We start from the raw sequence: 21,179 nt of genomic DNA on the forward strand, positions 1-21,179 counted from the left end.
CGGTGAACTTCTGGGAGTACCTGGGCAGCCGGCACCAGCAGTTGCTCGCGGACGCCTTCCAGCACGCCAGCGCGGTGTTCCAGTGCATGGTGCTGGCCACCTTGATCGGGGTGCTCGTCGGGGTCGTCACCTACCGCACCGAGTGGGCCGGCCACCTCGCCACGCTCACCACCTCCACCATCCTCACCGTGCCCTCGCTGGCCCTGATCGGCCTGCTCATCCCGGTCGTGGGACTCGGGGTGGCACCTACGGTGATCGCGCTGACCCTGTACGGGCTGCTGCCGATCGTGCGCAACGCCATCGTGGGCCTGCGCGGGGTGGACCCCGACCTGGTGGACGCGGCGCGCGGCATCGGCATGTCCCGGCCGGCCCGGCTGCTGCGGGTGGAGCTGCCGCTGGCCTGGCCGCCGATCCTGACCGGCATCCGGGTGGCCACGCAGATGCTGATGGGCATCGCGGCCGTCGCCGCCTACGCCTCGGGCCCCGGCCTCGGCAACGAGATCTTCCGCGGCCTCGCCTCGCTGGGCAGCAAGAACGCCCTCAACCAGGTGCTCGCCGGCACCCTCGGGATCGTCATCCTCGCGCTGCTGTTCGACGCCGGGTACGTGCTGCTGGGCCGGCTGACGATTCCCAGGGGGATCCGTGCGTGAGTCATCCGTCGCCGGGGCGACCATCGAGCTGGAGAACCTGACCAAGCGCTACCCGGGCCATCCGGAGCCGGCCGTGGACAACGTCAGCATGGAGATCAGGGCCGGCGAGACGGTGATCTTCGTCGGTCCGTCGGGCTGCGGGAAGTCCACCACCCTGAAGATGATCAACCGGCTGATCGAGCCGACCGGCGGCCGGATCCGCATCGACGGCGAGGACGTCACCCGCATCGACCCGGTCCGGCTGCGCCGCAAGATCGGGTACGCCATCCAGTCCTCGGGCCTGTTCCCGCATCTGACCGTGGCCCAGAACATCGCGCTGGTGCCCCGGATGACCGGCTGGTCCAAGCCCCGCGTCCGCGACCGCGTCGAGGAGATGCTCGACCTGGTGGGCCTCGACCCCGGCGACTTCCACGGCCGCTACCCGCGCCAGCTCTCCGGCGGCCAGCAGCAGCGCGTCGGCGTGGCGCGGGCGCTGGCCGCCGATCCCCCGGTGCTGCTGATGGACGAGCCGTTCGGCGCGGTCGACCCGATCACCCGCGACCACCTCCAGGACGAGCTGATCCGGCTCCAGCGCGAGCTGCACAAGACGATCGTGTTCGTCACCCACGACTTCGACGAGGCGATCAAGCTGGGCGACCGGATCGCGGTGCTGCGCGAGCGCTCGCACATCGCCCAGTTCGACACCCCGGAGGCGATCCTCACCAACCCGGCCGACGACTTCGTCTCCGGGTTCGTCGGCGCCGGCGCGGCCCTGAAGCGGCTGAACCTGACCCGGGTGCGGGACGTGGAGGTGCGGGACTACCCGACGGTGACCGTGGACACCCCGCTCCAGCAGATCTTCGGGTTCCTGCGGGGCAGCGGCACCAACGAGATCCTGCTGCTGGACAGGCGCGGGCGCCCCTACAAGTGGCTGCGGCGCGGCGACCTGATGCGGGCCCGGGGTTCGCTGGCCCGCGCGGGCACGCTGGTGCACGACACGGTGACCCGGGACGCGACCCTGCGGGACGCCCTGGAGGCGGTGCTCACCGACAACGCGGGGCGGGTGGCGGTCACCGGGCGGCGCGGGGAGTACACCGGGGTCGTGGACATGGAGACGCTGATCAACTCCGTGCACGAACTGCTGGAGGCCGACCGTCTTGAGGCGATGGAGGCACAGGCCGAGCTGGTGGAGGCGCGCGCCCAGCAGACGCACGTCGAGCAGGAGGGCCACGGCGGGGAGGAGAAGGCGTGAGCGGCCCCCGGCGGCCCGAGGGCGGGCACGAGGCGCGGGGGCCGGCCTCCCGCGACGAGGGCGAGCACGGGACCCGGGGCCTCCCCTTCCACGAAGAGGGCGAGCACGGGACCCGGAGCCTCCCCCTCCACGAAGAGGGCGAGCACGGGACCCGGAGTCTCCGCTTTCACGACGAGGGCGACGCCGGGGGCCTCCCCTTTCCCGATGACGGCGACGCCGGGGACCTCGCCTTCCGTGACGAGGGCGAGGCAGGGCAGGAGGCGCCGCCGCCCCGGCAGCGCCCGCCCGCGCGCCGGCTGACCTGGCAGCGGCTGACGGTCCTGCCCGCGTGCCTGGTCTGCGTCCTGCTGGCGACCTGGCTGTGGTTCCGGCAGGCGGACCTGGACACGATCTCCACGAACGCGCTGTCCGGCGGCCAGGTCTCCAAGGCGCTGTGGCAGCACGTGAAGCTGACGGCGGTCTCGACGTTCTTCGTCCTGATCATCGCGATCCCGCTGGGCATCGCGCTGACCCGCCCGGCCTTCCGCCGGGCCACCCCGCCGGCCCTGACCATCGCCAACATGGGCCAGGCCACCCCGGCGATCGGGCTGCTCGCCCTGCTGGTGATCTGGCTCGGCACCGGGACGAGGGCGGCCCTGATCGGCATCATCGTCTACGCCGTCCTGCCCGTCCTCGCCAACACCATCGCGGGCCTGAAGGCCAACGACCCGCGGCTGCTGGAGGCGGCCCGCGGCATCGGCATGTCCCCGCTGGGCGTCCTCACCCGCGTCGAACTCCCGCTGGCCGTCCCGCTGATCCTCGCGGGGGTGCGTACCGCCCTGGTCCTCAACGTGGGCACGGCGACCCTCGCCACCTTCGGCGGGGGCGGCGGTCTGGGCACGCTGATCACCACGGGCATCACCACCCAGCGCATGCCGGTCCTCGTCCTCGGCTCGGTGCTCACCGTCGCCCTCGCCCTGCTGGTGGACTGGCTGGCCTCGCTGGCGGAGGTCCTGCTCCGGCCGCGCGGACTGGAGGCGGGCGCATGAGACGCCGTACGACCCCGCTGCCGGCCGTGCTGCTCCTCGTACTGGCCGGCTGCGGTCTGAAGAGCGGCTCCCCCATGACCGACGACGTGCGGCCGGGCACGGTCGGCGCGGGCCTGCCCCTCAAGGGCGCCCATCTCACGGTCACCTCCAAGGAGTTCACCGAGCAACTGGTGCTCGGCGCGATCATGGGCATCGCCTTCCAGGCGGCCGGCGCGGACGTGCTGGACCGCACCGGCATCCAGGGCTCGATCGGCTCCCGGGAGGCGGTCCGCAAGGGCGATGCGGACGCCCAGTTCGAGTACACCGGCACCGGCTGGATCACTTACCTCGGCCACAACGAGCCGATCGCCGACCCGGAGAAGCAGTGGGCGGCCGTCCGGGACGCGGACGCGGGGAACGGCCTGACCTGGCTGCCGCCGTCCCGCCTCGACAACACCTACGCCCTCGCCATGAACCAGGCCAACTACGCGAAGTACGGCACGAAGACCCTCTCCCAGGTCGCCGCGCTGTCCAAGAAGGATCCGGGCGCCGTCACCCTGTGCGTGGAGGGCGAGTTCGCCAACCGGGCGGACGGGCTGCCGGGCATGGAGAAGGCGTACGGCATGAGCGTGCCCGCGAAGAACGTCACGCAGATGGACACCGGGATCATCTACACCCAGGTGGCGAAGGGCAGTTGCACCTACGGGGAGGTGTTCACCACCGACGGCCGCATCAAGTCGATGCGCCTGGTGGTGATGGCCGACGACAAGAGGTTCTTCCCCCACTACAACGCCACTCCGGTCGTCAACAGCAAGGTGCTCAAGCGCTGGCCGGCCATCGCGGCCGTCATCGAACCGGTGACCCGGAAACTGGACAACACGGTGGCGCGGACCCTCAACGCCAAGGTGGACGTGGACGGGGAGGACCCGCACCAGGTGGCACTGGACTGGATGCGGCAGGAGGGGTTCGTGAAGTAGGGGCGCCCCCGGAGCGGCCCAGCGAGCGGGCCGCCGACGAGTTGCAAAGAACCAGATGCAAAAGAGACGTTGCAAAGGAGGCTTTGCAACGCTACCTTTGTACGCATGACAGAGCACGACGAACGGGGAAAGCGCCGGCTCGACGCGCGCGCGCTGCGGGGACTCGCCCACCCGCTGCGGATGCAGCTGCTCACCGCGCTGCGGCAGCGCGGACCGGCCACGGCGTCGATGCTGGCCGAGCGCCTGGGCGAGTCCAGCGGCGCCACCAGCTACCACCTGCGCCAGCTCGCCGCGCACGGCTTCGTCGAGGACGCCCCCGAGCACGGCAAGGGCCGGGAGCGCTGGTGGCGGGCGGCGAACGAGGGCCTGGTCTTCGACAGCACCGAGTTCGACGGCGCGGGTCCCGAGGTCCGCGGGATGGCCGACGTCTTCCTGCACGAGATCGCCGGGGCCCACGCCCGCGAACTCTCCACCTGGATCGCGACCCGGGACCACTGGTCGAGGGAGTGGACGGGCGCCACCGACATGAGCGACGCGACGTTCCGGCTCACACCCGAGCTGGCCACCGAACTCGTCGCCAGGATGCACGCCCTGATCGAGGACTACCGGGACCGCGTCCCCGACGCGGACACCCCCGCAGCGGAGCAAGTGCGGATCCACACGCACCTGTTCCCCATCGAGACGACCTGAGCTGACCACCCGGACGGAAAGGGCACGCCATGTACACCGAGATCCAGCTCTCCCGGCTCCGCCTCGCCGAACTGCGCGCCGAGGCCGACGCCCACCGGCTGGCGGCCGAGGCGCGTCCGCCGGTCCAGCTGCGCGCCCGGGTCGGCTGGACCCTGGTCGGCCTGGGCCTGCGGCTGGCGACGACCGGGCCGGCCCCGGCGGCCGTCTAGCAGCTCGGCACCGAGCCCTTGCCCTTCTCCAGGGCCACCAGGGAGTCGACCGCACCGGTGAGTGTGGTCACCGGCACCAGGCGCAGGCCCTTGGGCAGCTCCGACGTGGCGTCGGCGCACTCGGCCCGCGGGACCAGGAAGACGGTGGCGCCGTCCCGGCGGGCGGCCTGCGTCTTCAGGGCCACCCCGCCGACCGCGCCGACCTTGCCGGCGGCGTCGATGGTGCCGGTGCCGGCGATGGTGCGGCCACCGGTCAGGTCGCCGCCGCTGCCGTCGCCGTCCAGCTTGTCGATGATCCCCAGCGTGAACAGCAGGCCCGCGCTGGGGCCGCCGACGTCGGCGAGCTTCAGCGTGACGTCGACCTTGTCCGGGCTCAGCCGCAGGTAGGACAGCGCCGCCCGGGTGGCGGTGTCCTGGGAGTCCCGCATCTGGGCCTCGTTGTGCTTCTCGATCTCCTTGACGCTGTCGCCGCTGGGATACACCGCGTCGCGGGGCATGACGGCCCGGTCGGTGCGGAACCAGTTGCCGAACACGTCGCCCAGCGATACCCGGGCGTCCGGTCCGGTCGCCTCGATCGTCGTCATCCGCAACTGGCCGCCGGTCTTCCGGGTCGCCGCGCCGGAGACCGTGATCACCGGGGTGCCCTTGTTCTCGCCGAGCACGTTCGCCGTCATGCCGGGCTGCGCGACGGAGAACGGCAGCGGCGCGAACACGGCCGTGGCGATCAGGGCCACGACGGGCGCGGCGCAGACGGCTACGGCCTGGAGGCGTGTGAGACGTGAGAGCACGAGGTCAATCTACGTGACGTCCCTCTCCGTGACGCCTTGAGGAGAGCTCGGTCAGCGCCCTCGCGGGGGCCGGGGTCAGCGCAGGGCCTCCGCCACTTCCCTGGCCGCCTCCACCACCCGCCGGCCCACCCGTTCCGGCACCGCGTCCGAGAGCATGACCACACCGACGCTGCCCTCCACCCCCGTCACCCCGACCAGCGGGGCGGCGGCGCCGCTCGCACCGGCCTCCAGTTCGCCGTGGGTGAGGACGCAGCCGGGGTCGCCCGACGGGGACTGCCGGGCCGCGAGGATGGCCCGGCCGGCGGCGCCTCGGTCCAGCGGGTGGCGGAATCCGGCCCGGTAGGCGACGTGGTAGTCCGTCCAGGTCGGCTCGACCACGGCGACGGCCAGCGCCTCCGTCCCGTCCACCAGCGTCAGGTGCGCGGTCGCCCCTATGTCCTCGGCCAGCGACCGCAGCGCGGGCAGCGCGGCCTCCCGGACCAGCGGGTGCACCTGGCGGCCGAGCCGCAGCACCCCGAGGCCCACCCGGGCCCGGCCGCCCAGGTCCCGCCGTACCAGGGCGTGCTGTTCCAGGGTGGCGAGCAGCCGGTACACCACGGTGCGGTTGACGCCCAGCTTGGTGGACAGCTCCGTGACGGTCAGCCCGTGATCGGTGTCGGCCAGCAGCTTGAGGACGCGCAGTCCCCGGTCGAGCGTCTGAGAGGTCTCCGCGGTCACGACGCCCACTCCTTCGGTGGTGAGGCCGACGGCCCCTGACCGGCGGATGTGCCGCCGAGTCCCGTCGGCGACGCGCTTCAGAGGCCGCCGATCGGCAGGACGGCCCGGCTGTCCACCGGGCCGAGTCGCTTCACGGCTGCGCTCCGCGGCGGCGCTGCCACGGGGCGTGTACGTAGCGGGACAGTAGCGAAGGGGGTTCGCTGAGCGGAAGTCTTCGTCCAGAATCCGGGCAAGGGTGAATCCGGCCTGGCTGCATTCGTCCGGATACGCACAGGCGGGAACCGGCCGACATGCGGGACCGGAGGGTCACCGCATCCGGGTGGCCCACTCCCGGACCTTGTCGATGCGCTGCCGTAGCTGCCCCGCCGTGGCCTCCGCGCTCGGCGGTCCGCCACACACCCGCCGCAGCTCCGTGTGGATCACGCCGTGCGGCTTGCCGCTCTGGTGCACGTACGCGCCGACCAGGGTGTTGAGCTGCTTGCGCAGCTCCATCAGTTCCTTGTGCGTGACCACCGGCCGCCGCTCGGCGGGCAGCTCCAGCAGGTCCGCCTCGGTGTCCGGCTTCTTCCGGCTGTGCGCGATCTGCCGGGCCTGCCGCTTCTGCAGCAGCATCTCCACCTGGTCCGGCTCCAGCAGCCCCGGGATGCCGAGGTAGTCCTGCTCCTCCTCGCTGCCGGGGTGGGCCTGCATGCCGAACTCGGCGCCGTCGTAGAGGACCCGGTCGAAGACGGCGTCGGACTCCAGCGCCTCGAAGGGCAGCATGTCCTGCTCGCCGGTGTCCTCGTCCTGCTCCCTGTTCGCCTCCTCCATCTCCTTCTCGGATTCGGCGTACGGGTCCTCCTCGCCCTCCTTCTTCGGCTTGTCGAGGACGTGGTCCCGCTCGACCTCCATCTCGTTGGCGAAGGTCAGCAGGTCCGGCACGGTCGGCAGGAACACCGACGCGGTCTCGCCGCGCCGCCGGGACCGCACGAAGCGGCCGACGGCCTGCGCGAAGAACAGCGGCGTCGAGATCGTCGTCGCGTACACGCCCACCGCGAGCCGGGGGACGTCGACGCCCTCGGACACCATGCGGACGGCGACCATCCACCGGTCGTCGCTCGCGCTGAAGTCGTCGATCCGCTGCGAGGCACCGGTGTCGTCGGACAGCACCAGCGTGGCCTTGCTGCCGGTGATCTCGCGGATCAGCTTGGCGTAGGCGCGCGCGGAGTCCTGGTCGGAGGCGATGACGAGGGCGCCCGCGTCCGGGATCGCCTTGCGGACCTCGGTCAGCCGCTGGTCGGCTGCGCGCAGCACGCTCGGCATCCACTCGCCGCGCGGATCGAGCGCCGTACGCCAGGCCTGGCTGACCGCGTCCTTGGTCATCGGCTCGCCGAGCCGCGCGGCGATCTCGTCGCCCGCCTTGGTGCGCCAGCGCATGTTGCCGCTGTACGAGAGGAAGATGACCGGCCGCACGACGTGGTCGGAGAGCGCGCTGCCGTAGCCGTACGTGTAGTCGGCGGCGGAGCGGCGGATGCCGTCGTTGCCCTCCTCGTACGCCACGAACGGGATGGGGTTGGTGTCGGAGCGGAACGGCGTACCGGTGAGCGCGAGCCGCCGGGTCGCCGGTTCGAACGCCTCCAGGCATGCCTCGCCCCAGGACTTGGAGTCGCCGGCGTGGTGGATCTCGTCCAGGATCACCAGGGTCTTGCGCTGCTCGACCCGGTTGCGGTGCAGCATCGGGCGCACCCCGACACCGGCGTACGTCACGGCGACGCCGTCGTACTCCCGGCCGAGCGGTCCCGCGCTGTACTCGGGGTCGAGCTTGATCCCTATCCGCGCGGCCGCCTCGGCCCACTGCTTCTTCAGGTGCTCGGTCGGCGCGACCACGGTCACCTGCTGCACGACGTGGTGGTGCAGCAGCCAGGAGGCGAGCGTCAGGGCGAAGGTCGTCTTGCCGGCGCCGGGGGTCGCGACGGCGAGGAAGTCACGCGGCTGCTCCTGGATGTACTTCTCCATCGCCCCCTGCTGCCAGGCCCGCAGTTTGCTGGCGGTGCCCCAGGGCGCGCGGCCCGGGAAGGCGGGGGAAAGGTGGTGAGAGTGCGTGGAGGAAGCGGCGGTGGTAGTCACGGTCTCCGGGTACATCAGGTCGGGCGGCTACGTATGACAACCGGGCCACCCTACCGGCGCCGCCCACCCGCCCGTGCCCGGACGAGGCCGGGTCACCGGTGGGTGGGACCCACGTCACAGCGAACCGCTCAGCGCTCCCGCACCCGCCGGGTCACCCAGGCGCCCACCAGCGCCACCGCGGCCATCGGCAGGAACACGGCGGCGAAGGCGGCGGGATGGTTGCCGTCGGCGGTGCTCGCGGCGGTGCCGACGGCCGTGCTGCCGCCGCCCAGCGCCGCGAAGGCGGCGCCGGTGCCCGCGAGCAGGACGACGTTGGCGAGGGCGTCGGAGATCTGGAGCGCGGCGGAATTGGTGCCGGCCTCGCCGGGGGCGGAGAGCCGCAGCAGCAGCACGCTGGTGGAGGAGATCACCAGGCCCATCCCGAGGCAGCCGAAGCCCCACGCCACGGCGACGATCCAGACCGGCACGGAGTGCAGCAGCACACTCGGCGCGGTCACGATCGCGGCGGCGACCAGCACCATCCCGACCGTCATCAGGCGTTCCCGGTACGGCGTCACGCGCGGCCGGGACTGCACCCAGGAGCCCAGCGCCCAGGTGACACCGCCGGCCGCCAGCGAGAACCCGGCGAGGGTCGGGGACAGCCCGCGCTGGGTGACCAGCATCAGCGGCACGAAGGACTCGGCGGCGATGAAGGACCCGGCGGACAGGCCGCGCAGCAGCACGACGGAGGGCAGGCCCCGGACGGCGCGGTAGGTGCCGCGCGGCAGGAGGCCCAGGACGGCGGGCACCAGCAGTGCGGCGCCGGCGAGGCCGGGGAGCAGGGAGAGGGGCCGCAGGTCCTGGGCGGCGTACTGGAGGAGCCCGGCGCCCAGCGAGATGCCGAGCGCGAGCCGCAGGCGCCGCCGGTCGAAGGACGCGGCACCCGCCTCGGCGTCCACCGGCCCGGACGCGCGCCGGCGTATCTGCGGCAGGGCGAGGGCGAGCGGGAGGACGACGAGGGCCGGAATACCGAGGAAGACCCAGCGCCAGCCCAGGTGTTCGGTGACGGCGCCGGAGGCCAGCGGACCGACGATGGACGGGACCACCCACCCGGCGGCGAAGGCGGCCATGATGGCGGCCCGCAACCGCTCGGGATAGGCCCTCCCCACGACGACGTACAAGGCGACGATCACGAGCCCGCCGCCGAGCCCCTGCACGGCCCGCCCGAGAATGAACACCCACATCACCTGGGCGGTCCCGGCGACCACCAGCCCCGCCGCGAACGCCCCGATCCCGGCGGTCAGCGCCCCGAGCGGCCCCTTCCGGTCGGCCCACTGCCCGGCCAGCACCATCCCGAACAGGCTGGTGGTGAAGTACCCGGAGAACGCGAACGCGTACAGCGCCACGCCGTCCAGCTCCCGCGCCGCGACCGGCATCGCCGTCCCCACGGCGGTGGCCTCGAACGCGATCAGCAGCACGACGGACACGATCCCGACACTGAGCGCCCGGTACGACCGCCCCAGCACACCGCCGTCCACCTCGGCGGCTTGGTCCAGGACAGCGGCGTCACGGGATTCGAGGGCACTCATGCTCGCCAGCGTAAGGCCCGTCACCGACATTGACCCCTGTCGAAAGCCGGGCCCGCCCTCGGACCTTGGTCGTACGCCCCGGTCCCCTTCCATGAACGCGGTGTGGCAGTCGCGTTGCACCCCCGGAGGCCCTCTTGAACCCTCCTCCCCCGCCCCCTACGTTCTAGGACAGCACCTCACCTTGGCCGTGTGCCCGAGTGGTTCAGGGACTCGCCTGCGCTGCATCCATCAGCGAGCTCCGCTCGCGGGGAGTCACGTGGGTCCGATCCCCACCACGGCCGACAGCACGACAACCGAACACGGCCGTGTGCCCGAGTGGTTTAGGGACTCGCCTGCAAAGCGAGTTACGTGGGTTCGATTCCCGCCACGGCCTCCAAAAGCTCGCCCCTGGCCCGTCGCTCATCGTTGGCCGGAGCCGGGGCGGCCCGGTCACGCGTCTGCTTCGCAGCATGCTCGTTGCGCAATGGAATTCCCGATGCGATCATGATCGTCGGCACGAGCGTTTCACCGCTCTGCTTTCAATCAACCACCGGTAGCGCACTCACGGTTGGGGTTGCGGTGGGGCAACGTCGCCATCCCCTCCCGCCGCCGGTCCGCACATCAGGAGAAATACATATGGCGGAGCTCACTCAATCCGAGCCGCGAGCACGAAAGTCGATGGCGCGAGCGTTCGCGATCGCGGGTCTGGCCGCGGCAGCCGTCACCGTCACGGCCCCGGCCGCGCTGGCCAGCGGCACGAGCCCCACGACGTACGGCTGTTACTCGACCTGGGGCAATACCGGGTCCAATGGACACTGCCAGTCGGTGACGCGTACCGGCGACTTCCAGAATTATGTCGACTGCAGCCTCTCGTCGGACGCGTCGATCTGGTACCTGTTCCACAAGGGCAACGCCAAGCCCACGTGGGGCTATGCGGAGTGCACTTTCTCCGCCAACAGGTCTTGGATCAACTTCAAGGTCGACTCGTAAGAGACGAAGCGAGATCAGCACTGTGGGGCGTCCCGGGTCGGGGCGCCCCACAGTGCGTCGCTCTCACGCACGCGGCGAGAATGAGGGGTCGCGTGCTTCGGCAGCAATTGCCCGGTCGCTACCTGCCTCGCGAAAACGCGCGCCGCACCCGGTTGAGGCGCCACGGAGTCAGTGCCATTGCGGCCCCGCCCACAAGCAGACTGGCCATGGCGAGGCTCCAGCAGGGAATCGAGTGGCCGGGCTGATCCGTCCAGTCCCACCACCTGAGGCGTCCTTGGCCGTCGGTCTGCCAGTACGTCAAGGGGAAGAGGGTGACGAGGGGAAGGATCCAGGAAAATCTCCATCCCCATGCCCGCCCGGACAGCAAGGCGAGACCGGCCCAGATGAGCAAGCCCCTCAGAAGCAGCAGAAGGGTGTTCGCGGAGCTGACGAGCGCCTCCGCGGCGACGAGCAGCACCGCCGATCCGGAGACGGCTGCGACGGGGTAGGAGATCTCGACTCGCCTGAAACCCTGTGCCGCCGCCTCCTCAAGAGAGTCCATGGCACTGCCGAGGCCGCCTACGGCGATGACGGCCAGAGCCAGGGGGATCTCGTGCCGCAGAGGGGTCTCGGAGGATCCGCCGCTGCTGAAGGGGAAAACGAGGCGGGCGGAGCCGAATGCCACATCACACGCGATCACTACGGCCCAGCCCACGACGACCCCGCGGAAGCGATGGGCCCGCAGGTAGCGGATCCAGGATTCTCGGAGATCAGTCACAGGGCGTGTCCTTGATCACCTTGATCCGCTTCTTCGCCCAGTTCTCCTGCGCCGGCTCCGGCCGCTTGATCAGCCTCGCGATGGCCTTCTGGTCGACGCCGGGAGGTCCTCCGTGGATGTCGGAGGGCTGTCCGGCGCCTGAAATCCGGGCTGCGAGCCATGAGTCCAACTCGAAGTACGCCATCATCCTCCGGTCCTCGGCGCCGCTGTCCGACGCTTGGCAGAAGGGCGGGGTGGACGCCCGCGAGACCGCGATGGACATGCTGTCGGCCACCTCCCACATGGACCCCTCGAAGATCGAGAAGTCGATGTCCTGCCCCTTACCGCCCCGCAGGCCCTGTTCGTGGAACTCGGAGGGGGATGTGATGACGGCAGGCAGTGCGGACACGCGTGCCGCCATGGCCTCAAGTCGCGGCAGATACTTCCGCTCTTCGGGCCATACGCAGATCTTCGGCTCGGTACGGGTACACGTCGGAGAACCTGGCTCCGCCCGCGCTGTCTGCACGGGTCCTGCCGTGAGCACGCCTGCCAGACAGGCGAGGGCCAGCACCGAGGTGCCGATGGCCGGGAGCCTGGCGATCAGCGTTCCACGTGCGCCGATGTATCCAGGCAGCGTTCGTGGCGTGAGGACGGCGACGGCCACCGCGGAGAGTGCCAGACCCCATCGAACGGCAAGTCGCCCAGGGGACACTTCTACGTCAGGGGCGCCGGAGAGCACGAACAGACCGGCCTTCGACGGGCCGCCGTTCATGGTCACCACCAGGAAGCAGGCGAGACCGGAGATGACCGGAGTGGCGAAAGCGGACGGGAACCAGCGCCCGGCGAGGTGGCCGAGGGCGATGCACACGACGATGAGCGCACCTCCCAGCAGCAGGTAGCCGGGCCAGAGGAAACCGGGGCCGGCGTCGTGATAACTGACTGCCGCGGCAACCGCGGCGCCCACGGCATAGGCAGCGCCGCCGTAGACGGCGACTGCCGCGATGTGCGTTCCCTCGACCTGCCATCTCGGCCTGGTACCCGCGATGTGCTGGTCCTCGAAGCCGAGTCGATGGATCCGGCCGGAGGCCCAGGCAGCGTAGGCCGCGAGGAAAGGGCCGAGGTAGAAGGCGGGTACCTGGGCCGCCGCGCTGGCTTGCGGCCAGACGCCGATCCACCACTGAGCCCGTCCAAAAAGAACCGCCATGTCCAGGGCGACGAGGACGGGGAACCACCATCGCAGGGGAGAGCGTCGCAACTCCATCACGAGTATCCGCATTAGAAGGCCTCCCCCTGCCCGGACAAGGACGCCATGTAACCGCGCTCCAACGGGCTGTCGCCCGCGACTCCCGACCGGGTGTTGCCCGCGAGATCATCGGGCGTTCCACGGAAGAGAAACCTTCCGGACTGCATGACGACGACCTGGTCGCAGACAGCGGCCACGTCTTCGACGAGATGGGTGCTCAGAACGATCGCCGAACCCGTCAGCGATCTGATCAGCTCGCGGAACTGCAAGCGTTGCGCGGGATCCAGGCCGACGGTCGGCTCGTCCAGGAGCAGAAGCCTGGGTGAGCCGACGATTGCCGCGGCAATTCCCGCACGGCGCAGCATACCGCCGGAGAGGGACTTCATCTTGTCCTGCGCTCGATCGTCGAGAAGGACGGAAGCGATTGCCCGACTCGCCGCGCTGTGAGCCTCACCGTCAGGAACCCCACGCAGCCATGCGCTGTATCTGACGAAATCGTAGACGGAAAAGGATGGGTAGTATCCGAATTCCTGGGGCAGATAGCCGACCATCGGGCGAGCCGCCCTCGCCGACCGCTCTGAATGCACCCTGTTGCCGCAGATTTCCAGGGTCCCCTCCTGGGGAGGCGCGACCGTGGCAAGAGTGCGGAGAAGTGTCGTCTTTCCCGCGCCGTTGGGACCCAGAAGTCCGTAGACTCCCACACCCAGGTTCCAGTCGAGTCCGGTGATCACCTGGTGACGGCCGTATCCCTGAGCGATTCCCGACAGCGAAGCGATCGGTTCCACGTTGTTCCTTTCACACACGTGATCGGGTGTCACCGGGGGCGGCACCCGATCACGTCACCTCCAACTGCCGAGGTACCTCAGGCCGTGAACATGATGTAGGACTTCTTGATGTCGAACGTGCACTCGACTCCGCCCCACTTCGAGTCCGACTCCCCGTACTCGAAGACCGTCCAGATCGAGTCCTCATTACCGAAAGTGCACACGCCGCGGTTCTTGTACTGGCCGGCATGGGTCACCTTGACGCAGTGGCCCACCGATCCGGTGCTTCCCCAAGTCGAGTAGCAGCCGTTGAGCTTGGCACTCGTGCCGCTCGCCATCGCGGACGGCGCCGCCAGGGTGACGGCCGCGAGGGCCGCGCCCGTGAGCGCGGCGACGCGCGCTATGGTGTTTCGTGCCCGTCTTGTGGGCTGAGTGTGCTCCGTCATCACTGTCTCCTCCTGATGTGCAGAACGATGACGGGGGTGGGGCCGCAGCGTTGCCCCGCTGCGGCCCCAACCATGCTGCCCCGTCGTCGCATTCGGATGCGATGGCTTGATTCAAACGCCTTTCGCCCGTTGGCATGATCATACTCAAGTTTGGATCTTGCCAAGCACCGTACGAAAGGTGGCATTTTGCCCCGGTTGCCTAGTCAGGCGCACGGGCTCGGCTGGGCATGCATGGTCAGGTATCGCCTGGAAGATGGCCTGGTCCCGATGCTCCTTCAGTAACTCCGCCGCCCGTCAAGGGGTTTGCAGGCCATCTTCCTCAGGGCTGTTGTTCAGGGCTGCTGTCGAGCCCCTGGCCAGGGGCGATCTCCCAGCCCCGGTCGCCCGCCTGGTCCACGCCGACTGTCGTTCCGCAACTCCGGTGACGGTCCGGGCCTAGAAGGCTCCGCCCGTCTCGTCCTGGAAGAGTTCCGTCCAGTAGGTGGCCGTCGGGTCGACGGATTCCAGGGTGTGGAGCAGGGCGGCGATCAGGTCGTCGTAGGCCTGGGTGGTGAGTTCGTGGTTCAGGTGGGCGTCGATGGTGCGCTGGTGGTGGAGGAGCCAGAGGGTGAAGGCCAGGGTGGAGACGTCGGTGTTGAGGGGGTGGAGGGAGGCGTCCGGCTCGCTGTAGGTGAGGACCGTGCCGGTTCTGCCGTCGAGCACCAGGGTGTTGGCCTCCGGGAGGTGGCCCAGGTGGATCAGGTGGTCGCAGTGGGGCGGGAGGTCGGCGGCGTGGTGGTCCGCGTAGTACTCGCGCAGGGTCGGCAGCGGGGCGTCCGTGTCGGTGTGTAAGAGGACCGCCTCCTCCGGCAGGCCCGTCTCGGTCAGGAAGCGGCGGGTCGGCTCGTGGGTGAGCGTGGGCGGGAAGTCGACCTCCTCGAAGCGGGAGACGCGGCCGTGGCCGAACTCCTGGTCCAGGACCCGGGCGGGGAGGTCCAGGGTGAGGCCGGACGCCGTGCCGGGGCCGGCGGTCAGGGCGAGGGGGCGGATCAGGGCCGCGGCCTTCCAGTACGGCGGGACCCTGCCGTCCGTGTCCCGGGCGAAGAGGTCGAGGAGGCGGCGGGAGGCCTCGGCTGCCGTGGCGGGGCCGTACTGCCCGGACAGTTCCGCGAATCGGCCGCGTAGGCCCGCCATCTCCTCGGTGACGGCGGCGAAGCGCAGCAGTGTGGCGAGGGAGGGGGCGAAGGGGCGTATGCGGGAGGGGGCGAGGAGGTGGGCCGTGGTCAGTTCGCCCGTGGTCCCGTCCAGCAGGATCGACGCCCGCTCCAGGCCGGCGGGCGCCATGAGTTCGCCTATCACCAGACGGCCGCGCAACTCCTCGGCCACCCGGAGCGGGCCGCCTGCCGCGTCGGCCAGGGTGCGCAGGCCGTGGGTGCGCAGCGGGGAGAAGGTCAGCAGGTCGGTGCGGGCGGGCAGGCCCGGGCCCGTGAGCAGGCCCCGGGTCGGCGCGTGCGTGACGTGGCGGTCCAGCTCCGCCTCCGTCAGCGTGATCGCCGCGGCTGCTGCGTCGGTCGTGCTCATCGCTCCCCCGCGGTCCTTCCGTGCGTCGTGGGCGGGCGGGAACTCCGTGGAGTCCCACCGCTTCGCACAGTACGCCGCCCCACTGACAACGGCCCTCGGGAGCGGGAACGCGGGGTTACGTGAAGTAGATGCCGCCCAGCACGACGGCCAGGGCCGCCACCAGGAACAGGGCGATCCAGAGGGCGAACTTGCCGAGGCTCGGGGCCGGTTCGTAGCGAGCCTCGGAGGGGGTCTGGGAAAAAGGGTCGTCGCTCGGGCGCTCGGTCATCGGTCGGTCACCACCGCCGCCTGGGGGCGGATCGGGAGGCGGTTGACCGGGCGGCCGGTGGCGGCGCGGACGGCGGAGGCGATCGCCGCGGGGGCCGTGACGACCGGGACCGCGCTGACGGACTTGGCGCCGAAGGGGGCCACCACATCCCGTTCCTCGACCAGTCTGACGATCCGGATGTCCGGGGCGTCCAGGGCGGTCGGCAGCGCGTAGCCGGTCAGGTCGGGGTGGCGGACCAGGCCGCGCGGAGTGCGCAGGTTCTCGGTGAGGGCGATGCCGACGCCCTGGGTGACGCCCGCCTCGATCCGGGCCGTGAGCTGTACGGGGTTCAGCACCCGGCCGACGTCCTGGGCGACCGCCAGCTCGACCACCCGGACCGAGCCCAGCTCGATGTCGACGTCCACCACCGCGCGGATCGCGCAGAAGGCCAGCCCCACGAAGGCGTCACCCTGCCCGGCGCCGTCCAGCGGCTCGGTGGGGTGCGGGCGGCACTGCGCGGTGGCCCACAGCTCCTTGCCCTCCAGCGTCTCCGCGACGGTGGTCGACAGGACGCCGTCGTACGAGGTGATCTTGCCGTCGGTGATCTGGAGCAGCTCGGTGGACATGCCGAACTTGTGTGCCAGCGGCTGGAGGAGCTGGTGCCGGACCATCTTGGCCGCGCGCTCCACGGCACCGCCCGACACCCAGGTGTGCCGGCCCCGGCAGCCGGCGCCGGCCGGCGGCTGGTCGGTGTCGACGGGGGCGACGTGGACCTCGTCGATGCCCAGGGTCTCCTGGACGATCTGCCGGGCCAGGGTGGTGAAGCCCTGCCCGGTCTCGACGGCCGCGCACAGTACGGTCGCGACGCCGTCGTGGACCTTGACGGTGGCGGTGGACACCTCGTCGGCGCCCTCCGCGCCGAGCATGTGCACCATGCCCAGGCCGTAGCCGACGCCCCGGCGGACCGCGCCCGGCTCGCCCGCGCCCTCGGGGCCGCCGGGCAGCAGCCAGTCCTCCTCGGGGGTGTCCTTGGGCAGCTCCGGGAGGGGGAAGTCCCGTACCGCCTGGAGGAGTTCGGCGACCGGGGCGGGGCAGGTCACCGTCTGGCCGATGGGCAGCACGTCACCGGTGGCGAGGACGTTGCGCAGCCGCAGCTCGGCCGGGTCCTCGCCGAGTTTCCTGGCCAGCTTGTCCATCTGGGCCTCGTAGGCGGCACAGACCTGCATGGCGCCCTCGCCGCGCACGTGCCCGGAGGGCGGGTTGTTGGTGCGGACGGCCCAGCCCTCGATGAAGGCGTTCGGGACGACGTACGGCCCGCACGCGAAGGAGACGGCGGCGGCCAGCGCGTCGGCGGAGGTGTCGGCGTAGGCGCCCGCGTCGAGCAGGATCTGCGCCTCGACCTTGACGAGCCGGCCCTCGGCGTCGGCGTGGTGGCGGTAGCGCAGCAGGGTGGGGTGGCGGTGGGCGTGGCCGAGGAAGGACTCCTCGCGCGTGGCGGTCAGTTTGACCGGGCAGCCGGTCGTCAGCGCGAGCAGGCCGAGCGGCAGCTGGAAGCCCTGGTCCTCGCGGTCGGCGGTGGCCCCCGGCACCCCGGTGACCACGATCTTCACCCGGTCCGGGGACAGGCCGTAGCAGGCCGCGGCGGCGTTGCGGTCGGCGTGCGGGTCGGTGGAGGCCAGGTACAGCTCCACGCCGCCGTCCGGGCGGGGTACGGCGAGACCGGCCTCGGCGCCGATGGGTGCCGGGTCCTGACGGCCGATGCGGTACAGCCCCTCGACCACGACCTCGCCGACCGCCTCCGGGTCGCCGTGGTGCAGCGGGATGTGCCGGATCAGGTTGCCGTCGGGGTGCAGGGGCTCGGCCTCGAAGGCCTGCTCGGGGTCGGTGACCGGGTCGAGGATCTCGTACTCGACGATGACGGCGGCGGCGGCCAGCCGCGCGGTGTCGGGGTGGTCGGCGGCGACGGCCGCGATGGGCTCGCCGTGGTGCCGTACGACCTCGGAGGCGAAGACCGGACGGTCGGGGACGCCGCGGCCGTGGCGGGGACTGCCGGGGACGTCCTCGTGGGTGACGACGGCCCGGACGCCGGGCATCTCGCGCGCGTGGGTGGTGTCGATGGAGACGATGCGCGCGTGCGCGTGCGGGGAGCGCAGGACGGCCGCCCAGAGCAGGCCCTCGGCCCACAGGTCGGCGGCGTACGGGAAGGTGCCCTCGGTCTTGGCGCGGGCGTCGGCGTGCGGCAGGGAGGCGCCGAGGCCGTGCGGCGGCGGCTCGGCGGCGGGGGTGGGTTCCGCCGCGGAGGCCGCGGTGGTCGCGGACGTCGTGGTGCCGGCCTCGTTGCTCACGCCTGGCCTCCGTCCTGGCCGAAGTGCGGGTCGTGCGGGCCCTGTTCGGGCAGGCCGGGGGTCCCGTAGGGGTCGGGTGCGGCGCCGTAGGGGGCGGTCGGGTCCTCGTAGGCGCCGGGTGTCTCGAACGCCGACGGGTGGACGCCGCCGGAGCCGGGGGCCGCCTGGTGCGGGATGCGCGGCTCGTCCGCTTCGGCGTCGGCGCCGGTGTGCGCGGACTCGCGTTCGGCGACGACCTCCTTGACGGCGTCCAGGACGCCCCGGTAGCCCGAGCACCGGCACAGGTTGCCGCACAGGGCCTGCCGGGTCTCCAGCTCGGTCGGCGCCGGGTTGCCCTCCAGCAGGTCGTGCACGGTCATCGCCATGCCCGGCACGCAGAAGCCGCACTGCACCGCGCCGCACCGGGCGAGGGCGCGCTGCACGTCGGAGGGCTGTCCGTCGGCGGCGAGGCCCTCGACGGTGCGCACCTCGCTGCCGGCCGCGGTGACCGCCGGGACCAGGCAGGACGCCACGAGTCGGCCGTCGACCTGGACGTTGCAGGCTCCGCACTCGCCCTGCGAGCAGCCGTCCTTGGCGCCCGCGAGACCGAGCCGCTCGCGCAGCACGTACAGCAGCGACTCGCCGATCCAGGCGTCGGTGACGGGCCGGTCGGTGCCGTTGACCCGCAGGACGTAGGAGGCGAGGGGGTGGTCGTCGTGCGGGGCGACGGCTGCCTCGGGCGCGCTGTCGGGCGTGTCGCCGTCCGCCTCGGCGGGGTCGGCGGGTGCGTCCTGCGCGTCGGGCGTGACGGGCGCGTCAGGCGTGACGGGCTCCGTGGGGGCCTCCGGCACCTCGGCCGGTTCCGCGGGACCGGCACCGTCCTCCGGGCCGTCAGCGGGGCGTTCAACGACCTCCCCGGCACCATGCGCCTCCGGGACGCCGTGCACCTCGGTGCCGCCGTGCGCCTCCGGGACGCCGTGGTCCTCCGGGACGCCATGGTCCTCCGGGTCCGGGCGTACGGCCGCCTCGGTCTCGTGCGCGGCGGCGGGCGCGGCGTGTTCGCCCGGTACGGCGGCGGGCGCGGCTCCGTCCGGCGTGTCGCTCCGGCCCGCCTCCGCGGAGCCGGCGGACTTCGCGTGCCCGTCGGCCTCCCGCCCGTACGAGTCCTCCGCGCCGTACGCCTCCTCCGCGCCGTACGCCTCCTCCGGGTACGCCCCCTCCGTCCCGTACCCCGCCGCCGGCCCCGCCGGATGCGCGTCGGTGTGGACGGGCAGCGGCGTGCCGTGGGCCGGGGTGTGCGGGTCGGCTGGTCCGTCCCAGGCCGGGTCCGGGGTGGTCGTCGCCCAGGGGGCGGGCGCGCCGCCGGGCAGGGTGGCCGGAGGGGTGCCGCCGCCCCATTGCTCGACCAGCGCGGAGGTGGTGAACTCGCCCGATTCGTCCGGCAGCTCACCGCCGGCGACGGGGATGGACCACTGCCCGGTGACGTCGTGCCCGGGGGCGGCCGGCGCCGGGGGCTCCTCGTAGGTCCAGTGCTGGGTGGCGCCCGGGTGGTAGGTGAACCGGTCGTCGGCGCCGGGGGCCGGGGCCGTACCCGGGGTGTTCGGGTCGGGCCACTGGTCGCTCGCGGCGGCGCCGGTCCAGGCGCCGGGGTCGTCGGCGCCGGGGGCGACCGTGATCTGCGGCGGCACGTAGCCGTGACCGGGCGCGGCGAGCGGGCTGTCGCCGGACAGCAGCGCGTCGATGCCGCCCTCGGGGAGCTTGACGAAGGCGGTGGCGCCGTCGTCGTAGTCGCCCTTGGGCAGCGGGTCCCAGCGGCCGCCGCCCTGGGGCGTGCCCTCTCCGTGCTGGTCGTCGGTCACGACAGCGCCCTCCCCAGTGCTCGTCGGGCCAGGGCGGCGACGGTGCGCCGCAGGTGCAGTACGGCGGGCGGAAGCGGGGCCACCGACCCGTCGGGTTCCGGTGCCGGGTCGGGGATGCAGGCCGCGGCGACGTACTCGCCGAAGGCGCCGAGGGCCTCCGGGACCAGCGCGCGGTCGTTGTCCCAGTCGATGAGCCGCGCGACCCACTGCTCGGCCTCCAGGGGCCGAAGCGGCATCGGCGCTATGGCACCGACCGCGCAGCGCACCCCGCGCCGGGCCGGGTCGAGGACGACGGCCACGGAGGCGAGGGCGCGGCCGGGTCCGGTGCGGCCGGTCGCCTTGAGGAAGACCTGCGGGGCGTGCAGCAGCGGCACGCGCACGTAGCCGATGAGTTCGCCCGCGTTCAGCATCTCCACGCCGGCCAGCAGATGGGACACCGGGATCTCGCGGCGGGCGCCGCCCGGCCCGGCGATGACCAGCGTCGCCTCCAGGGCGGCGAGGACCGGCAGCGCGTCCCCGGTGGGGGCGGCGGAGGCGATGTTGCCGCCGAGGGTGCCGGCGTTGCGGATGTGCGGGGGGCCGGCCGCGCGCGCGGCGGCGGCGAGCGCCGGGATGAGGGCCGCGAAGTCGGGGCGGCCCATGCGCGCGTGGGTGAGCCCGGCGCCGAGCAGCGCGTGGCCGTCCTGGTACTGCCAGCCGCGGATCTCGCTGATCCGGCCGAGGCCCACCAGGGCGGCGGGCCTGAGCTGTCCGGAGTTGACGGCGGCCATGAGGTCGGTGCCGCCCGCGACCGGGACGGCGGCCGGCCTGGCGGCGAGGGCCGCCACCGCCTCGTCCAGCGTCGTGGGCAGCGTGACGGCCTGCGCCGCCTGCGGTGCGTGCGTGGTCAAACCGGCTGCCCCTTCCCGCTGCCCCACCTGGTCCCACCTGTGTGGCCGTACGGTACGTGCTCACAGGGCGGACGTGGCAACTCTGGCACATCTTCGCGGGGCCCGGACGCGGGGGTCCGCTAGGAGGCATTCGCCCACCTCATCGCGGACATGGTCCGTTTTCGGACACCCTCACCGATGCGCGCGGATTGCCACTCT

At 72.0% G+C, this 21,179-nt stretch carries 20 protein-coding genes and 2 tRNA genes; 9 read left to right on the top strand and 13 right to left on the bottom strand.

Going from position 1 to position 21,179, the window contains the following annotated elements:
- The first annotated feature begins 2 nt into the window (after positions 1–2).
- From NX794_RS14960 to NX794_RS14985, 6 genes are all read left to right on the top strand, one after another.
- A complete protein-coding gene (locus NX794_RS14960) occupies positions 3–650 on the top strand; it encodes an ABC transporter permease (protein WP_258779011.1) in 648 nt (215 codons plus the stop codon).
- Complete coding sequence (locus NX794_RS14965) at positions 643–1,881, top strand: betaine/proline/choline family ABC transporter ATP-binding protein (RefSeq protein ID WP_258779012.1); 1,239 nt, start codon at positions 643–645, stop codon at positions 1,879–1,881. Before NX794_RS14960 ends, NX794_RS14965 begins: the two co-directional genes overlap by 8 nt.
- Positions 1,878–2,909 (top strand): ABC transporter permease, encoded by a 1,032-nt coding sequence (locus tag NX794_RS14970; RefSeq protein ID WP_258779013.1) that lies wholly within the window; start codon positions 1,878–1,880, stop codon positions 2,907–2,909. Before NX794_RS14965 ends, NX794_RS14970 begins: the two co-directional genes overlap by 4 nt.
- On the top strand, positions 2,906–3,865 hold the full coding sequence (locus tag NX794_RS14975; protein WP_258779014.1) for a glycine betaine ABC transporter substrate-binding protein: 960 nt from the start codon (positions 2,906–2,908) through the stop codon (positions 3,863–3,865). The genes NX794_RS14970 and NX794_RS14975 overlap by 4 nt, the downstream gene beginning before the upstream one ends.
- Before the next feature lie 105 nt (positions 3,866–3,970).
- Positions 3,971–4,555 (top strand): ArsR/SmtB family transcription factor, encoded by a 585-nt coding sequence (locus tag NX794_RS14980; RefSeq protein WP_258779015.1) that lies wholly within the window; start codon positions 3,971–3,973, stop codon positions 4,553–4,555.
- Positions 4,556–4,584: 29 nt separating this feature from the next.
- On the top strand, positions 4,585–4,764 hold the full coding sequence (locus NX794_RS14985; RefSeq protein WP_258779016.1) for a hypothetical protein: 180 nt from the start codon (positions 4,585–4,587) through the stop codon (positions 4,762–4,764).
- Here the strand turns inward: NX794_RS14985 and NX794_RS14990 are convergent.
- The 4 genes from NX794_RS14990 to NX794_RS15005 all read right to left on the bottom strand — a co-directional run bounded on the left by NX794_RS14990 (position 4,761) and on the right by NX794_RS15005 (position 9,943).
- Entirely contained in the window at positions 4,761–5,552 is a 792-nt protein-coding gene (locus tag NX794_RS14990) for a S16 family serine protease (protein ID WP_258779017.1), read from the bottom strand. The two genes, NX794_RS14985 and NX794_RS14990, sit on opposite strands and share 4 nt — an antisense overlap.
- 75 nt (positions 5,553–5,627) lie before the next feature.
- Entirely contained in the window at positions 5,628–6,269 is a 642-nt protein-coding gene (locus NX794_RS14995) for an IclR family transcriptional regulator (RefSeq protein WP_258779018.1), read from the bottom strand.
- A gap of 306 nt (positions 6,270–6,575) precedes the next feature.
- On the bottom strand, positions 6,576–8,375 hold the full coding sequence (locus NX794_RS15000) for a DEAD/DEAH box helicase (protein ID WP_258779019.1): 1,800 nt from the start codon (positions 8,373–8,375) through the stop codon (positions 6,576–6,578).
- A 128-nt stretch (positions 8,376–8,503) separates the two neighbouring features.
- Positions 8,504–9,943, bottom strand: coding sequence for an MFS transporter (locus NX794_RS15005; protein ID WP_258779020.1), 1,440 nt, complete (start codon positions 9,941–9,943; stop codon positions 8,504–8,506).
- Positions 9,944–10,126: 183 nt separating this feature from the next.
- On the opposite strand from NX794_RS15005, the gene NX794_RS15010 reads away from it, so the two are divergent.
- From NX794_RS15010 to NX794_RS15020, 3 genes are all read left to right on the top strand, one after another.
- A tRNA-OTHER gene (locus tag NX794_RS15010) sits at positions 10,127–10,224 on the top strand.
- Between the two features lie 20 nt (positions 10,225–10,244).
- Positions 10,245–10,319, top strand: a tRNA-Cys gene (locus NX794_RS15015).
- Positions 10,320–10,558: 239 nt separating this feature from the next.
- Positions 10,559–10,912, top strand: coding sequence for a hypothetical protein (locus tag NX794_RS15020; protein ID WP_258779021.1), 354 nt, complete (start codon positions 10,559–10,561; stop codon positions 10,910–10,912).
- A 118-nt stretch (positions 10,913–11,030) separates the two neighbouring features.
- Here NX794_RS15020 and NX794_RS15025 read toward each other — a convergent pair whose 3' ends face one another.
- The 9 genes from NX794_RS15025 to NX794_RS15065 all read right to left on the bottom strand — a co-directional run bounded on the left by NX794_RS15025 (position 11,031) and on the right by NX794_RS15065 (position 20,981).
- Positions 11,031–11,669: a hypothetical protein gene (locus NX794_RS15025; protein WP_258779022.1), complete on the bottom strand. Its 639-nt coding sequence runs from the start codon at positions 11,667–11,669 to the stop codon at positions 11,031–11,033.
- Entirely contained in the window at positions 11,662–12,924 is a 1,263-nt protein-coding gene (locus tag NX794_RS15030; RefSeq protein ID WP_258779023.1) for an ABC transporter permease, read from the bottom strand. Before NX794_RS15030 ends, NX794_RS15025 begins: the two co-directional genes overlap by 8 nt.
- Positions 12,924–13,676 carry an ATP-binding cassette domain-containing protein gene (locus tag NX794_RS15035; protein ID WP_258779024.1) on the bottom strand — a complete coding sequence of 251 codons (753 nt, stop codon included), beginning with the start codon at positions 13,674–13,676 and terminating at the stop codon, positions 12,924–12,926. Before NX794_RS15035 ends, NX794_RS15030 begins: the two co-directional genes overlap by 1 nt.
- A 77-nt stretch (positions 13,677–13,753) precedes the next feature.
- Positions 13,754–14,101: a hypothetical protein gene (locus tag NX794_RS15040; RefSeq protein ID WP_258779025.1), complete on the bottom strand. Its 348-nt coding sequence runs from the start codon at positions 14,099–14,101 to the stop codon at positions 13,754–13,756.
- 435 nt (positions 14,102–14,536) lie between these two features.
- Positions 14,537–15,661: an SUKH-4 family immunity protein gene (locus NX794_RS15045; protein WP_258779026.1), complete on the bottom strand. Its 1,125-nt coding sequence runs from the start codon at positions 15,659–15,661 to the stop codon at positions 14,537–14,539.
- A 115-nt stretch (positions 15,662–15,776) separates the two neighbouring features.
- The gene (locus NX794_RS15050; RefSeq protein ID WP_258779027.1) at positions 15,777–15,929 is read right to left on the bottom strand and encodes a hypothetical protein; all 153 of its coding nucleotides are present in this window, start codon (positions 15,927–15,929) and stop codon (positions 15,777–15,779) included.
- On the bottom strand, positions 15,926–18,253 hold the full coding sequence (locus NX794_RS15055; protein WP_258779028.1) for a xanthine dehydrogenase family protein molybdopterin-binding subunit: 2,328 nt from the start codon (positions 18,251–18,253) through the stop codon (positions 15,926–15,928). The genes NX794_RS15050 and NX794_RS15055 overlap by 4 nt, the downstream gene beginning before the upstream one ends.
- Positions 18,250–20,091, bottom strand: a complete 1,842-nt coding sequence (locus NX794_RS15060; RefSeq protein WP_258779029.1) for a 2Fe-2S iron-sulfur cluster-binding protein — start codon at positions 20,089–20,091, stop codon at positions 18,250–18,252. The genes NX794_RS15055 and NX794_RS15060 overlap by 4 nt, the downstream gene beginning before the upstream one ends.
- Positions 20,088–20,981 carry an FAD binding domain-containing protein gene (locus NX794_RS15065; RefSeq protein ID WP_258779030.1) on the bottom strand — a complete coding sequence of 298 codons (894 nt, stop codon included), beginning with the start codon at positions 20,979–20,981 and terminating at the stop codon, positions 20,088–20,090. Before NX794_RS15065 ends, NX794_RS15060 begins: the two co-directional genes overlap by 4 nt.
- Between the last annotated feature and the right edge of the window lie 198 nt (positions 20,982–21,179).

The organism is Streptomyces pyxinicus, from assembly GCF_024753135.1.
Lineage (GTDB): Bacteria > Actinomycetota > Actinomycetes > Streptomycetales > Streptomycetaceae > Streptomyces > Streptomyces pyxinicus.